Origin of the sequence: Mariprofundus aestuarium (assembly GCF_002795805.1) — a bacterium.
GTDB lineage: Bacteria > Pseudomonadota > Zetaproteobacteria > Mariprofundales > Mariprofundaceae > Mariprofundus > Mariprofundus aestuarium.
On record NZ_CP018799.1, the window covers coordinates 2,435,695 to 2,451,325 of the forward strand.

A 15,631-nucleotide genomic window follows, 5' to 3' on the forward strand; every position below is an offset into this window, starting at 1 on the left:
TTTGAAGTCCGCTATTACAGCAGTGCTTCGATGTCGATAGTAGTAGTCTTCGTAGTAGAAGAACCACCAGCTACGAGAGTAGTCTTAGCATTCTTGTAGATCAGAGCCAGTACGAAGTTCTGATAAACTTCATATTCAGCACCAACAGTCCACTGCGCCAGTTTACGAGCGCCGTTTTTCAGCTGACCAATACCAGCCATAGCAACGATTGTGTGGGTAGGCTTAACGTGTGCACGGAAAGAGTAACCCTTATCAGCAGTCAGAGCTGGGTTGAACAGGTTAAGCTTAGTTGCAGTAGACGCAGCAGCGTTTGCATAGTCAGCATAAACACCGATACCGATGTCGCCGATTTCGCCCTGAAGCTGTCCATCAATCATCCATTTCTTCATAGCTAGGGTATTACCAGGTGCGGCCAGTGCAGTAGTAGTCTGCAGGTTACCGGTATTACCGCTAGTGATGCCGAAACCAATACCTGCTTCCATGCCGCCAACTTCAGGAGTTACGAACACACGTGCAGATGGAGCCAGTTTCCAACCGTTACCAACACCACCGACTGCAGCTGCAGTACCAGTGATCAGGGAAACAGAAGCGTTAACCAGTTCGTTACCATAGTAGAAGCCTACGCCGCCAGTACCGCCAGCGTTACCAGAAAGCTGGTTAGAAGCTGAGATAGACTTGCCGCCCAGAAGGCCACCGTGCTGACCGAAAGTAGAACCACCTTCCAGAGCATAAGTTTCGCCGAAGCCAGAGTTAAAGATAGAAACACCAACTTTACCGCCACCAGCATCGATAGCGTGAGACAGCTTGAAGTTAGCGAAAGTTCCGTCGTATTCTACGAAAGTACCAGTGTTGGTGCCAACACGGCCACCGAAGATCAGTACAGCATCAGCTGGGATGGTTGCAGTCTTAGTCGTAGTAGATGCGCCACCAGTAGTGGAAGTGGTGCTAGATACGAAGTTAGGACGCAGAACCAGAGTCATGTTTACTGATGAAGTGATAGACATGTGGTCATCTTCAACCAGAGCCTGCTCACCAACGTCAGTCAGTGCGCCCTGTTTGAATGAGCGACCGAACGCGTTCAGCGCTGGGAAGCTAAGGTGGTGACATGCCAAGCAAGCAGCACCAGTCTGGCGTGCAAACGCCGGAATTGCTTCAGAAGTGGTTGGAGCAACTGCAACAGCAGAAACAGCAACAACAGCGAAAGCAGCAGCAGAAAGAAGCATCTTCTTCATGTTGTGATATCCTCGTAAAAAATTATTTGACCCCGTGGAGCCAGTGCAAATGTTTCCATCCTTTAGTGTAGAAGCAGTGTTATCCGCTTCCCCCCACGGGATGATGTTGCGAACATTGCGTGATCCAGGTCACTGGGTCAACACGGCACACCCAACGTGTGTCATTTTGACACAAACAATCAAGTTCAGATATCTGGGCTTGTGCGTTATGCCTTCTCAAACATGGAAAAAAACCATGGGTGCGCATTCACTGGGGCGATTTAGTGCCTTGTATATATAAATGGAGCACTTTGATTGGGAGCATCTAATAAGTACTCTGTTACGCATTCGGGTCCTCTCTGTTAATTAGTTGATGCGTTTGAAACAAGCAGTAAAGTTACCAACGCGAGGGACAACATGGCTGTAACAATCAAACTTTCAAATAACAAGAAGCGGCAACTGACTGCTTTAGCCGAACAGGCGGTTGGCCTTGCAAAAAATGGCCATCATCCTGCCGCCCTCAAAATTTGCGCCAAGGCCGATGTGCTGTACAGGGATCATCCAGACACCATGTATGCACGTGGATTAATCGCCGCCCTGCAACGCGACAACACCAAAGCCATCGAGTGGTTTGAGCGTGCCTGTCACGCCGCGCCAAAACGACTGGAATTTATGGTAAATTACGCCGGCTGTTTGTTAATGAATGAGCAGGAAGAACAAGCAGCCGAGATTTACCCTAAGATACTGGCTAAATCACCGCGCCTGTTTGAGGCAGTCTACGGATATGGCGTGGCACTCGAGGCCATTGGGGAATTCCAGCATGCTTTACAGGTATTTGAAAAGGCACTGAGCCTGGACCCACGAAATATTAAGCTGATTCAAAAAGTGGCAGACATGCGCAATGACTTCGCTGAAACCAAAGACACAATGACATTGCTTGAAAAAGCGCACTCTATAGCACCAGACAATGCCCAAATACTGTATGATATGGGTATATATCTTGTTCAGCAGGGTGAGCTTAAAGCAGCCCGGATTCATTTTCGCAAAGCACTGACTCTCGATCCTGAGTACGTTAAAGCATTGGGAGTTCTGATCAACAGCGGTCGTTATGACCAGCGGGATGAAGACCTAGCACAGATGCGTAAACTCTATAGTCAGTCAGAGCACATGAGTGAACAACAGGCAATTTCTGCCTTTGTACTCGGCAAAGCAGCCGATAGCGCCAAGGAGTACGATCAAGCCTTTGCCTATTGGGCGGAAGCCAATCATCTGCATAGACAGTTTATACGCTATGATGAAGCAGAACAGGAAACCATGCACCAAGCGGCCATGGAAGCATTCACTGCCCAACGTTTCAGCGAACCCGTCAGTATAGAGACAAGTAAAGCGGCCCCAATATTTATCGCTGGCACGCCTCGCTGTGGCTCCACTTTGCTGGAACAAGCACTATCTCGCCATCCGGCATTACAGGCTTCAGGTGAAATGTATGCCATGCAGCAATCCATCGTCGGTCGAAAACGTAAAGTATGCAATGCCGATCTTATCAAAAAACTGAAAACATTGGATGATAAGGAAATGGCGGATGTAGGCAAAGAGTACGAGCGGCGAATATTACACGAGTACGGACTCCAAGGGAGAGTGCTCGACAAAACACTGAACAATTATATGTATGCAGGTCTGATTGCCAGAGCCCTGCCACGGGCTCGCATTATCCACATCAAGCGAGAACCCATGGCCGCCTGCCTCTCCATGTACCAAGAGAACTTCGCAGGCTCTTTACCATATGCATTTGATCTCGATGAATTGGGACGTCAGTACATTCGATATCAAAAACTGATGCAGCACTGGCGCGAGGTATTGCCTGCCGGGGTGATGCTGGAGACAAGCTATGAAGATCTGGTAAGCACACCAGAAGCAGAACTGCGCCGCCTGCTGGAAGGGTGTGGTCTGGAATGGCATGAGGATTGCCTGAGTTCACATAAATCCAAAGGCGTGGTAACCACAGCTAGCATATTCCAGGTACGTAAGCCTATGCATCAGAAATCTGTGGCGCGCTGGAAGCACTATGAAAAGCAGCTGGCACCACTCAGAAAACTTATTAACGGGTAGTAATACAAATTCTGATATTCACCCGATTCAAACCGCCAGATACCTTGCTAACAGCCTTCTGGACTCAGATGACCCATATGACGCTAGGGGCAAAGATGGCAACATGTCGGGGCATATAGTCATCGTTATTTCGCAGCCATGATTAACATGCTCGTTAAGCTACCTACCCTTAAGAATTAAGATTGATGCGATTGCAATCAAGCAGTAACGTAGGCGAAGAGAGGAGCAACATGGCAGCAATGAAAATTTCCAACAACAAGAAACGGAAGCTGATAACCCTCACCAGCCAGGCCATAGATTTGGCCAAAAAAGGGAAGCTGGAAATGGCCCTGCGGATCTGTGATCGGGCGGATCGCGAACACAAGAACTTTCCCGACATCATGTATGCCCGCGGTTTGATTGCCGCCTTACAACAGGATTATGTCACTGCTATCACATGGATGGGGCAAGCCTGTCAGGCCGCGCCGAAATCCCAGCAATTTCAGATCAATTATGCCAGCTGTCTGCTTTTAAATCATCAGGAAGAGGATGCGGCCAAACTTTATTCGAAGATACTCGCACACTCACCACGCCTGTTCGAATCTGCCAATGGATATGAGTCATATGGTTCAGCACTTGAGGCCATCGGAGAATTCAGGCACGCCATTCAACTTTTTGAAAAAGGTCTAAACATCAACCCAAACAATTTAGCACTGCTCCAGAAACTCATCTCACTGCGTAACAACTTGCAGGAAAGCAAAACAGTACTGCCTATGCTTGAAGGTTTACATGCAGTTGATCCCAGCAATGCCGATCTACTCTTCAGCATTGGCGTATGTCTTGTCCGCGAGGGGAATATGGAATCTGCGAAAGCACGCTTCAAGGAAGCACTGTCCCTTAACCAGCATCATGCAAAGGCACTCAGCATGTTACTGCGCAACGATCCCGATGCTGAATGGGAAACAAACCTTGCCACCATGCGTGAGATTTACGATCAAGCAGGCTCAACCATTGAATCGCAAATTACAGCCGCCTTTGCGCTGGGACGGGCGGCTGACAGAAACTCACAATACGAACAGGCTTTTACCTGTTATGCCAAGGGAAACCGCTTGCGGCGAGAGTTTGTAAACTATGATGAAAGCGAGCAGGAGAACTTGCATCAGACCGCTTCAGGTTCGTTCCCTGCCACGCGTTTTATTGACCCGGTCAGCACAGAGGCCAATGCAGCAGCCCCGATATTTATTATTGGAATGCCCCGGTGCGGTTCAACATTATTGGAACAGGCGTTGTCACGCCACCCTGCATTGAAACCGTCCGGAGAAACTGATGCCATGCAGCAATCCATCGCTGGTCGCAAGCGCAAGGTGAGTAATCCGCTGCTCATCGAAAGATTGGCATCTCTGAATAATGCAGAACTCCTGACTGTCGGACAGGAGTACTCACGAAGACTGCAACAGGAATATCTCCTTGATGGGCGGGTAATTGATAAAACCCTGAACAACTATCTGTATGCTGGCGCTATTGCCAAAGCCCTGCCCCAAGCACGCATCATCCATGTCAGGCGTGAGGCAATGGCCTCCTGTCTCTCCATGTTTCAGGAGGATTTTGCCGATGCCGTGCCTTACTCCCTTGAAATTGGCGAGCTCGGGCGCCAATACGCACGTTATCAGCGACTGATGCAGCATTGGCGCGAAGTTCTTCCGGAGGGAGTCATGCTGGAAGTGAGCTATGAGGATCTTGTGACTAATCCTGAAAGCGAACTGCGTCGACTGCTCGAAGGTTGCAACCTAGAGTGGTACGAGGAGTGCATAGCTACGCATAAGGCTACAGGTTCGGTAGCCACCGCCAGCCTCGTCCAAGTACGCAAACCGATTCATCAAAAATCAGTGGCGCGTTGGAAGCACTACGAAAAACAACTAGAACCTATCAAACAGCACCTTCTGGCGTGATAGCGCTACTATAGCCTGAGTAATCGGTTCATCTATCATCTACTCTATCTATATATAATAGGATAACCTGTCGCTATGACTTCACACCTTACCCTGGATGATCTGACCAACTGGTTTGCCGAAGGCAATAAACCTCGCGACCAATGGCACATCGGCACTGAACATGAGAAAATCGGCTTCTGCATGGATACGCTCAGGCCTATCCCTTATGAGGGGGAGAGAAGCATCCAGAGCCTGCTGACCCTTCTGGCAGACAAGGACTGGCAACCGGTAGAGGAGAGTGGAAAAATCATCGCCCTGAAAAAGGGAATGGCTTCGATCACACTTGAGCCTGGAGGCCAGCTCGAACTCTCCGGCGCGCCCCTTGAAACCATCCACCAGACCTGCGAGGAGACCACCAGCTATCACAGAATCCTCAAAACGATCACTGACGAACTTCGTATCGGTTTTCTTGCCATGGGTTTCCAGCCGAAGTGGCAACGCAGTGATATCCCGCTAATGCCGAAAGCGCGTTACAACATCATGCGCAACTACATGCCGCAGGTCGGCAGTGGCGGACTGGATATGATGATGCGCACAGCTACGGTACAGGCTAACCTCGATTACGGCTCCGAAGCGGACATGGCGCAAAAGATGCGCATCGCCCTCTGCCTGCAGCCACTGGTCACCTCCCTCTATGCCGCAAGCCCGTTTGAAAACGGCAAACCATCCGGTTTCCTTTCCCGTCGCGGGGCCTGCTGGCTCGACACCGACACAAAACGCACCGGTATCCCGGCTTGCGCCTTTGAAAATGACTTCGGCTTCGCGGCTTACACTGAATGGGCGCTGGATGCACCGATGTACTTCGTTATTCGCGATCATATATATATAGATTGTGCCGGCGCCAGCTTCCGCGACTTTATGGATGGCAAGCTTGAGCAGCTGCCCGGTGAGTTCCCGGGCATCGAAGATTGGGAGCTGCATATATCCACCCTATTCCCCGACGTTCGCCTGAAACAGTACATGGAGATGCGCGGTGCAGATGCGGGCCCCTGGCCATGGATCTGCTCACTCTCCGCCCTCTGGAAAGGGCTTCTTTACGATGAACAGGCCCAGCAAAAGGCATGGGAGATGATTGCCGACTGGTCTCATGCCGAGGTGGTTCAGCTCAGGGAAGAGGTTCCAAAAAGCGCCTTGGCAACTCCTTTCAGGAAGACAACCGTCCTGCAGCTTTGCAAACAGATGCTTCAGATCAGCCGAAGTGGCCTTGAACGTATTGATGCCAGCAACAGTGCCGGAGAGAATGAAACCATCTTCCTCAAGCCGCTCGAAAGCGCAGTCGCATCAGGCCAGACGCAGGCTGAGTTCTGGCTGAAGCTCTATAACGGCGCCTGGAATAAAAATATCGACCGCGTCTTCTTCGAGGCAATGCATATTTGATTCATATGGCTGCGGGCTTACTCTCTGGCCTAATAAACACTCCGCAAGGCGTGCCCTTGCTACGCTTACGAATTCGTTCCACCTGAATTTGCCGAAGTTAAGCTGTAATCTCGATGGTATTGCCATCCGGATCTCGGCAGAAGAGTGCCTGCCTGCCTGATCTGCTCAGGGTGAATGGGATCTTCGCAGCATCTAGCCTCTGGCGAACCTGATCAAATTCTTCACTTTGCAGGGCGATATGGTTATCGCGTCCGCCGTGGGCAGGCCTTTCACATCCGGCATAGGGATTCTCAAGTTGCATCAGGTGGATTTGCTGCCCCTCTTCCAGCCCGTACCACAACCCGTCAAAGCCAAGGTCTGGCCGCGCAACCCTTTTCAGGCCCAGAATGTTCTCGTAATAAAGCGCTGCTCGTTCCAGATCAGAAACTATCAAGCCTGCATGTACTATCCTCATTCGTGCCCCCATAACCACGCAGCCCCACGAACACCGGACGAGTCACCGTGCTTCGGAGGCAGCAGGCGCGTACGCACCTCGTCAGAAAAGATATAGGAGCCCCACAGCTTCGGCACTTCATCATAAAGCCGCTTGATATTCGACATGCCGCCCCCCAATACAATGACGTCCGGATCAAGGATATTGATTACTCCCGCCAGCGCACGTGCCAATCGGTCAGAGTAGCGCTCCAGCGTAAACCGGCAGAGAGAGTCACCTTTCTCGACTCCGGCAAAGATCTCCTCCGCTGTCATCAGCCCGCCGCCTGAGCGCAGGTGATCATCGGCCATGGCAGGCCCAGAAAGCCAAGTCTCGATACACCCTTTGCGGCCACAGTAACAGTCATGCCCGGAGAGCTCGCTGCCGAATGGCGATGGCAGCGGATTATGTCCCCATTCACCTGCGATACTGTTCACACCGCTAATCACATGTCCGTTTGCAACGATACCACCGCCAACCCCGGTACCAAGAATCACGCCAAACACAACACCTGCTCCGGCAGCTGCGCCATCCATCGCCTCTGAGAGCGCAAAACAGTTGGCATCGTTGCTCATCTTCACCTGCTGTCCAAGCAGCCTCTCCAGATCCTCTTTCAGAGGCTGCCCGTTCAGACAGGTGGAGTTACAGTTTTTCATCAAACCGCTTTTCAGCGAAATCGCGCCGGGCGTACCGACACCAACCGTTGCCTGCAGTCCTAGGCTTGCCTCTGCTTCTGCAACCATGCTCCCGATCAGCGCACCGATTGCCCGGTAATCCCCGGCCGGTGTAGAACGCCGGAAACGGAGCAACTCATGCCCCGTTGCATCCAGGGCAATCAGTTCGATTTTAGTGCCGCCAAGATCGATCCCTATGCGCACACCGGTTTCAGAAACGTTGTTCATGCAGCTTATCATTGTCTGTTCCGAGGCTTACTGCAACAATGCGCAGCCATATGGACACACATACTGCAAACATCCTCGACGGCAAAGCCCTTTCCGATCGCCTGCGTGGCGAAATCGGTAAAGAGGCTGCCGAACTGACACAAAAACATGGCCGGGCTCCGGGCCTTGCCGTGATTATTGTCGGCAATGACCCCGCTTCGCACGTCTATGTCAAAAACAAGAAACTGGGCTGCGAAAAGGCAGGGATTCACTCCTTCTCGCACGAGCTTCCTGCCGATACCTCCCAGCAGCACCTGCTCGGACTGATCTCTGAACTTAATCAGAATCCAAAGGTGGATGGCATTCTGGTACAGCTTCCAGCTCCCAAACACATTGACCCTGAGACGATCATTGAAGCGATTGATCCGGGCAAGGATGTCGACGGCTTTCATCCGTATAACGTCGGACGACTTGCTGCACGTCAACCCTCACTGCGCTCCTGTACGCCATACGGCTGCATGAAGCTGCTGGCTGAAACCGGCCTTGACCTGCACGGCATGGAGTGCGTGATTGTCGGCGCCTCCAATATCGTCGGTCGTCCGATGGCGCTCGAGCTGCTGCTGGCCGGAGCAACCGTTACTATCTGCCACCGCTTCACTGAAAACCTGCAGAGCCATATTGAGCGCGCTGAGATTGTTATTGCCGCAGCAGGCAAACGCGGCCTGATCAAAGGTGAATGGATTAAACAAGGGGCCATCGTTATCGATGTTGGCATCCACCGGCTTGAGGATGGCTCGCTGACTGGCGATGTCGAATTTGATGAGGCAAGCAAGAAGGCCGGCTGGATTACGCCGGTACCGGGCGGTGTCGGACCTATGACGATCACCATGCTACTGGCTAACACCGTGCAGGCATTCAAAATACACGTAGGGGACGAGTAATGTCAGAGCTGGCAAAAACACCGATGTTTGATGAACACGTGAGCCTCGGCGGCAAGATGGTTCCCTTCGCCGGCTTTGAGATGCCGGTGCAGTACAAAAATGGCGCTCTGAAAGAGTACACCTTTGTGCGCGAAGGTGGCGCAGGCATATTTGACATCACCCATATGGGACAGGTGCGCGTATCAGGGTCTGATGCTCGACCTTTCCTGCAGTATGTTACCACCAATGATCTGGCAAAACTCGCCTGTGGGCAGGTGCACTACTCCGCCCTTCTCAATGATTCAGGCACCTTCATCGATGATATCACTACTTACAAGATTTCAGATAGCGAATACTACCTCTGCATCAATGCCGCCAACCGCTTTAAGGATGTGGCGCACCTTCAGAACGAAGCAAAATCCTTCGATGTGAATGTGTCCGATGAGTCGGATGACACCACGCTGCTGGCACTGCAGGGGGGCGCCGCACAGACTGCTCTGCAACCCTTGGTTGATACCGACCTTGAGAAGATCGGCTACTACAAATTTGCGCAGGTGAAAGTAGCAGGTACAAACGGCATTGTGTCGCGCACCGGCTACACCGGCGAAGATGGCTTCGAGATCTATATTCCGAATGCCATTGCGGTGGCCGTCTGGAAACAGCTGCTGGCCAACGGCGCTGAGCCGATTGGCCTTGCCGCCCGCGACATGCTTCGCACCGAGATGGGCTATGCGCTCTACGGCCATGAAATATCGGACAGCGTCACGCCCGTAGAGGCGAAGCTGATGTGGATTACCAAGCTCGATAAGGGTGACTTTATCGGCAAGGCTGCTGTTGAAATGCGTCGGGCCGAAGGTCCAGAACAGCGTCTGATCGCCATCAAGCTGACCGGCCGCGGCATTCCGCGTGAGCACTACAAGGTGTTTGCCGATGGTGTCGAAACCGGCAAGATCACCTCGGGCATGTTCAGCCCCATGGCTGGCGGTGTTGCGCTGGCCTATGTCAAACCGGAACACGCCGATGCTGGCGCGTTGAGTGTTGAGATTCGCGGCAAAGCCGTTCCTGCCGAGCGTACAACTTTACCGTTTGTGCGCAGCAACGTCCGGCGCTAAATTTAACGCCGAAGTTTTTTCAAACAATTGAGGAGAGACCATGACTATTCCTGCTGACCTGAAATATACCAAAGACCATGAGTGGGTACGTATTGATGGCGATATCGCCACTTTCGGCATTAGTGACCATGCGCAGGAAGCACTGGGTGACATCGTATTCGTTGAACTGCCGGAGGTTGGCCGCAGCGTTGATGCCGGTGAAGCCTATGCCGTGGTTGAATCGGTCAAAGCCGTTTCCGACGTCTACGCACCGGTAGCGGGCGAAGTGATCGAGGTAAATGAAGAGCTCGAAGGCGAGCCCGAAAAGGTCAACAGTGATGCCTACGGTGCAGGCTGGATCGCCAAGGTTAAAATGAGCGGCGCCACACTCGAGTTGATGAGTGATGATGAGTACAACACCTTCCTTGAAGAGTAACCATCAGCTGCTGTGATAGAAAAAGCTCGGAAGGCCACACCGCTTTCCGGGCTTTTTACTTTTAATTCAATAGATAAACCGGGAATAAAATGAGATTTTTGCCGCATACGGATACCGATAGAAAAGCGATGCTGGAGACGATGGGAGTTTCCACCCTCCGCGATCTTTTTACTGATATTCCAGCTGAGTTCCAGATTGACAAGGGCAGCCTAGAGATTGCCAGTACACTCTCCGAAGCGGGCATCGTGCGCAAGTTCACCCGGGCTTCCGAGAAGAATCGCAACGCCACCAATAGCGCCTATTTTCTCGGTGGCGGCACCTATCACCACTTCGTCCCTGCAGTCGTTGATTATGTCATCTCGCGCGGCGAGTTCCTGACCGCCTACACCCCCTACCAGCCGGAGATCTCACAGGGCACGCTGCAGGCACTGTTTGAATTCCAGACCATGATCGCACGACTGACCGGCATGGATGTATCCAACGCCTCGATGTATGAGGCTGCTACGGCAACAGCAGAAGCGGCCCTTATGGCGCGCCGCGTGACCCGCAAAACACGCGTGGTAATGGCCGGATCGGTAAATCCGCGCTACCGCAGCGTCACGGCTAACTATCTATCCCGCCTGGACGGTGAATATGTCGAAGTCGACATGGGCGCCTTCGGCACCGACCTGGAAAAGGTGATTGCCGCCATTGATGCAACTACCGCCTGTGTGATCGTACAGTACCCGGACTTCTACGGATCAGTTTATGATCTGGCTCCACTACGTGCTGCATGTGATGCCGCCAAGTGCCTGATGGTGGTCGCCTTCTCCGACATCTCCGCCTTCGCACTGATCGAGTCCCCCGGCGCCATGGGTGCCGACATTGCGGTCGGCTCCGGCCAGTCGCTCGGGATCCCGATGGGATTCGGTGGCCCACACCTGGGACTGTTCACCTGCAAACAGAAGTACCTTCGGCAGATGCCCGGACGTGTCTGTGGCCTGACCACTGATGTGAATGGCAAGCGCGGTTTCGTACTCACCCTCTCCACCCGTGAACAGCATATCCGCCGTGAAAAGGCGACCAGCAACATCTGCTCTAATCAGGGACTTATGTGTACGGCAGCGGCTACATACATGGCACTGATGGGGGATGCGGGTCTTGAAAAGGTAGCTATGCACTCGGCCGCTGCCCTGCAATCGTTGATCTCACAACTGCCTGCACATGTGAGTGCGGCCAGTGGCGCACGTTACAACGAAACCGTATTAAGCTTTGTCGATAATGCGGCGCGCGACCGCTTCCTCGCTGCAGCTCGTGAAAAGGATATCTTTGCCGGCATTCCGCTGGAGCAGGTTGACCCGGCCGCAGAAACCAACCACCTACTGGTCGCCACCACCGAAATGGTGGAAGAGGCCGATATCACCGGCTTCCTGTCAGCTTTGGAGGTAGCAAAATGAGCAACCCAGACTACAGATACTCGGGCACCAACGGCATCCAGCATGAGGAGCCACTTCTCTTTGAACACGCCCACGAAGCACCTGAGTCGCTCAACCTTCCGGGTGTAGTAGGTCCGATTTCAGATGCGTTGAAGAGCTTTGCGCGTAAAAAACCTGCCAATATTCCAGGCCTTTCCGAACCGGAAACGGTTCGTCATTTCGTGCGCATGTCGCAGTGGAATCACGGCATCGAGACCGGCTTCTATCCACTGGGCTCCTGCACGATGAAATATAACCCGCGCGTTAACGAGCAGGTGGTTCGCCTGCCTGGTCTGGCTCACATCCACCCGGATCAGCCCGAGGACACAACGCAGGGTGTACTTGAACTGCTTTATGAGACGCAACAGTGGCTGGGTGACATTTCAGGCCTGCCGCATGTTACCCTACAGCCTGCAGCCGGTGCCCACGGCGAGCTGGTTGGACTGATGATGATTCGCGCCTGTCTGGACGCGCGAGGAGAAACCAATCGCCGTAAGGTACTGGTTCCCGATTCCGCCCACGGCACCAACCCTGCATCCGCCGCACTCTGCGGCATGCAGACGGTAGAACTGAAGTCAGGAGCGGATGGACGCATCGATCTGGATGAGCTGAAAGCACATCTGGATGGTGATACCGCAGCTCTGATGATGACCAACCCGAACACCGCCGGCGCCTTTGAATCCGATATCAAGGAGATCTGCCAGTTGGTTCACGATGCCGGCGGCATGGTTTATGGAGATGGTGCCAATCTCAATGCACTGGTCGGCGTGGCGCGCCCCGGCGATATGGGCATCGACTGCCTGCATATCAATGTGCATAAAACCTTCTCCACCCCGCATGGTGGTGGCGGCCCTGGTGGTGGCCCTGTGGCTGTCAATGAAACGCTGGCCCCTTATCTGCCGGTGCCGCGCATTGAAAAGCATGAAGACCGTTACGCGCTGGTACATAGCGATGACAACTCTATCGGCCCTGTGCTCGGATCAGCAGGCCAGATTGGTGTGCTGTTGCGTGCCAATGCCTACATCTCCGCCTTTGGCCGTGAACATCTACACCAGATTGCCGAGGATGCGGTACTCAATGCCAACTATGTACTGCACCGCCTGAAGGATCGTTATCACGTGCCGTTTGCAGGCCTGTGCAAACATGAGTGCCTGCTCACCGATGAGTATCAGAACAGCCACGGTGTCAAAACGCTCGATATCGCCAAGCGACTGATTGATCTCGGCTTCCATCCGATGACCGTCTACTTCCCGCTGATTGTACATGGTGCAATGCTGATCGAACCGACAGAAACCGAATCCCGTGAAACCCTGGATGCCTTCTGTGATGCGATGCTGGAGATTGCCGATGCATGCGAAGCGGGAGACACCGATATGCTTCACGAAGCCCCGGTCAAGCCGTTCCGCCGCAGGCTCGATGAGACCAAGGCAGCAAGATCCCCTGTGCTGGTGTGGCAGGAGCAGTAACCATAGATCAGGAGAAGCACCTGTAGCGTAAACGTGAATGCCTGCTATTAATAAGGGTGTTGCAGCTTTTGCTTCATCATCATTAACAGGGCGGAAACATATGGGCATTCACATCACTCTTCATTCAAGTCGGAACTTTGTTCTCGCCATATTTCATGGCCCAGTGAAGCCTCATGAATTGGAAAGCTTCGTAGATGAGCTACTTCTGGATAAGTATGACAACGAGGGGAAGGTGCGATTGGCCATCCTGAGTGAAGGCGCATCCGCCTCCCTGCTAAGATATCAGACAATATGCGCCGCTGGAAAAAGGATGCGCCAGGGAAGGTTGAGGCAACACCGTGGAAAACTGGCCATTTTCGCGAGAAGCAGGGTGGGCTTTGGCCTTGCCAAGATGTACCAGATGGCGACTGAAAAGATTGACCCCAGCGAGGTTCGAGTGCTGCATGGTGATGGCTTAGAGTCAGCGACTCAATGGCTTGGCATCAGCGACCTTTCAGAAAATATCCAGCAGCTTCTAGAGGCCGTAGAACAGAGTGCAGCAAAAGGATTATCTATTCAGGTAGTGCATTAAAACAGCGCTTTTCAACCATAAAGTAGCCATGGGTAGAGCCTTTCTCCCGGTAAATCACGCGAATCCGCTCGTTTGAACTGAAGGTCTGGCTGGTACCGAATATGACATTCTCAATATGGGTCAGAACGGAGTCCTCAGGATAGGTAACCTCCAGTTGATCATCGGCAGACCATTGAATAATCGCATCGTAGCCATGGCGCATGGAGAAGCTAAACATATCACCGTCAAATGAAGCGGATACAGGGCGCACGTTGAGCTTTGTCTCCCTATCAATAGCCCTGTCACCATCGGAAACGCGGTAAAGGGTGGCAACTTTACTGCCATCGGGTGACGGACATTCGAACAGCAGATCGGTTTTCTCACCCCCGCAGGCTGTAACGAACAGTAGTGATGCCCCTGCCAGAAGCTGTTTCAGTTTCATCTGATTTGAGAAAGGCGCTTAAACTCACTCTCCACGCGTGCCAGACAGTCCTCGACGGCAACCCCTTCGAAGTAGTTGCCGATCAATGCCAGCGGTTTCTCTGCCAGCAACTCATCCACCTTATGCATCAGCACATGATGTCCCATGTCCGGGCTCGGCAGGCGATTGGTCTTGTGATAGATCTGAATAAGCTGGTGGCGCTGAAGCTGCAGCAGCGTGCAGATGCGCTCAATCTTCTGGTTTTCATCCAGGAGACCCGGCTTGAAATGGAATGCCATGCCGCGAAACTGCGCATGCTCAACGATATCGCGTGACACAGACGAATAGAAATCGCCATCGGCCGCAATAATGCCTGCTACCGGTTCAAGCGGCAGGTCATCTTTACTCACCACGATACCTACTGTCTCAATCTCCACCTCATTCACCCAGCCAAGCTGCTCTGCGAGCTCAGGGAACGCGCCCTTCAACAGGCGCGATGCCGCCAGCACCGGTGTAGCGACAACCAGCTGATCGGCATGCACGGAGCTATCGGCAAGTGTCACCGAGAAACCATTGTTCTCATCATATGCGACAAGCTCAATGGCCTGCCCCTTCCTGCACTCCACGCGCTTTTCCAGCTCGGCAATAATGTTATTCAACCCTTCGGGGAAGGTGTAGCTGCGCATAACGTTTTTGTCACGGGGACGCTTGCGAAACAGCATCCCAGCAGGCACATCATCCGCCTGCTGGCAGAGCACGGCGTTAAAGGCGTGACTGAATACATTGGCATAGTTGTTCGGGCCAACAATGGCGCGGTAGTACTCCTGCACCGACTTGCCGTCCTTTGTGGTCGAGAAAATTCGCCACGCGTTGGCGAAGAGCTCGACGAATTTCAGGCGCGACGGGATCGACACAAGCTTGCCGTCGGCCAGCATCTTGTAGCGCAGCTTCTGGCGCGCCCCCATCCGATCCATCAGGCCGACTTTTTTGAGAATCCTGAGAAGGCGCCCATAGGAGTTAAAGCAGGTGTGCGTGCCCATCTCCAGCCAGAACGGTTCATCGCCTTCGATCGTAGGCGAATCGAAGCAGCCGCCGGCCCGCTCCTCCTTCTCTAGCACTAGCACTTTCATTCCGGCCTGCTTTGCTTCAAATGCCATCGCAAGGCCTGAGATGCCTGCCCCAATCACAATAAGATCGTATCTTTCACTCATGCCGGGACTCTAGGTCAATTGCACTGACAGGCCAACGCAAAGCGTCAGGACAAACAGGAATG

General features: G+C 52.9%; 14 protein-coding genes. 9 read left to right on the top strand and 5 right to left on the bottom strand.

The window, feature by feature from the left end:
• Positions 1 to 14: 14 nt before the first annotated feature.
• Positions 15 to 1,232: a hypothetical protein gene (locus tag Ga0123461_RS11760; RefSeq protein WP_100278516.1), complete on the bottom strand. Its 1,218-nt coding sequence runs from the start codon at positions 1,230 to 1,232 to the stop codon at positions 15 to 17.
• Between the two features lie 396 nt (positions 1,233 to 1,628).
• Between Ga0123461_RS11760 and Ga0123461_RS11765 the strand changes: the two genes are divergently transcribed.
• From Ga0123461_RS11765 to Ga0123461_RS11775, 3 genes are all read left to right on the top strand, one after another.
• Positions 1,629 to 3,320, top strand: coding sequence for a tetratricopeptide repeat-containing sulfotransferase family protein (locus tag Ga0123461_RS11765; protein ID WP_100278517.1), 1,692 nt, complete (start codon positions 1,629 to 1,631; stop codon positions 3,318 to 3,320).
• Between the two features lie 230 nt (positions 3,321 to 3,550).
• A complete protein-coding gene (locus Ga0123461_RS11770) occupies positions 3,551 to 5,248 on the top strand; it encodes a tetratricopeptide repeat-containing sulfotransferase family protein (protein WP_198507071.1) in 1,698 nt (565 codons plus the stop codon).
• A 75-nt stretch (positions 5,249 to 5,323) separates the two neighbouring features.
• The gene (locus Ga0123461_RS11775; protein WP_100278519.1) at positions 5,324 to 6,667 is read left to right on the top strand and encodes a glutamate--cysteine ligase; all 1,344 of its coding nucleotides are present in this window, start codon (positions 5,324 to 5,326) and stop codon (positions 6,665 to 6,667) included.
• A gap of 97 nt (positions 6,668 to 6,764) precedes the next feature.
• Here Ga0123461_RS11775 and Ga0123461_RS11780 read toward each other — a convergent pair whose 3' ends face one another.
• On the bottom strand, positions 6,765 to 7,121 hold the full coding sequence (locus tag Ga0123461_RS11780; RefSeq protein ID WP_100278520.1) for a VOC family protein: 357 nt from the start codon (positions 7,119 to 7,121) through the stop codon (positions 6,765 to 6,767).
• Positions 7,118 to 8,041: an ROK family protein gene (locus Ga0123461_RS11785; RefSeq protein ID WP_232710208.1), complete on the bottom strand. Its 924-nt coding sequence runs from the start codon at positions 8,039 to 8,041 to the stop codon at positions 7,118 to 7,120. The genes Ga0123461_RS11780 and Ga0123461_RS11785 overlap by 4 nt, the downstream gene beginning before the upstream one ends.
• A gap of 50 nt (positions 8,042 to 8,091) precedes the next feature.
• Between Ga0123461_RS11785 and folD the strand changes: the two genes are divergently transcribed.
• The 6 genes from folD (at position 8,092) to Ga0123461_RS11815 (ending at position 13,958) form a co-directional block, all read left to right on the top strand.
• On the top strand, positions 8,092 to 8,961 hold the full coding sequence (gene folD / locus Ga0123461_RS11790) for a bifunctional methylenetetrahydrofolate dehydrogenase/methenyltetrahydrofolate cyclohydrolase FolD (protein ID WP_100278817.1): 870 nt from the start codon (positions 8,092 to 8,094) through the stop codon (positions 8,959 to 8,961).
• Entirely contained in the window at positions 8,961 to 10,052 is a 1,092-nt protein-coding gene (gcvT, locus tag Ga0123461_RS11795; protein WP_100278521.1) for a glycine cleavage system aminomethyltransferase GcvT, read from the top strand. Before folD ends, gcvT begins: the two co-directional genes overlap by 1 nt.
• 40 nt (positions 10,053 to 10,092) lie before the next feature.
• Entirely contained in the window at positions 10,093 to 10,467 is a 375-nt protein-coding gene (gene gcvH / locus Ga0123461_RS11800; RefSeq protein WP_100278522.1) for a glycine cleavage system protein GcvH, read from the top strand.
• Positions 10,468 to 10,556: 89 nt separating this feature from the next.
• Positions 10,557 to 11,903 carry an aminomethyl-transferring glycine dehydrogenase subunit GcvPA gene (gene gcvPA / locus Ga0123461_RS11805; protein ID WP_100278523.1) on the top strand — a complete coding sequence of 449 codons (1,347 nt, stop codon included), beginning with the start codon at positions 10,557 to 10,559 and terminating at the stop codon, positions 11,901 to 11,903.
• A complete protein-coding gene (gcvPB, locus tag Ga0123461_RS11810) occupies positions 11,900 to 13,387 on the top strand; it encodes an aminomethyl-transferring glycine dehydrogenase subunit GcvPB (protein ID WP_100278524.1) in 1,488 nt (495 codons plus the stop codon). The genes gcvPA and gcvPB overlap by 4 nt, the downstream gene beginning before the upstream one ends.
• Positions 13,388 to 13,550: 163 nt before the next feature.
• Entirely contained in the window at positions 13,551 to 13,958 is a 408-nt protein-coding gene (locus Ga0123461_RS11815) for a hypothetical protein (RefSeq protein WP_157819332.1), read from the top strand.
• On the opposite strand, the gene Ga0123461_RS11820 is transcribed toward Ga0123461_RS11815, so the two are convergent.
• Both Ga0123461_RS11820 and Ga0123461_RS11825 read right to left on the bottom strand, forming a co-directional pair.
• Positions 13,939 to 14,379 carry a hypothetical protein gene (locus Ga0123461_RS11820; RefSeq protein ID WP_100278526.1) on the bottom strand — a complete coding sequence of 147 codons (441 nt, stop codon included), beginning with the start codon at positions 14,377 to 14,379 and terminating at the stop codon, positions 13,939 to 13,941. The two genes, Ga0123461_RS11815 and Ga0123461_RS11820, sit on opposite strands and share 20 nt — an antisense overlap.
• Positions 14,376 to 15,569, bottom strand: a complete 1,194-nt coding sequence (locus tag Ga0123461_RS11825; protein WP_100278527.1) for a protoporphyrinogen/coproporphyrinogen oxidase — start codon at positions 15,567 to 15,569, stop codon at positions 14,376 to 14,378. The genes Ga0123461_RS11820 and Ga0123461_RS11825 overlap by 4 nt, the downstream gene beginning before the upstream one ends.
• Positions 15,570 to 15,631 lie beyond the last annotated feature (62 nt).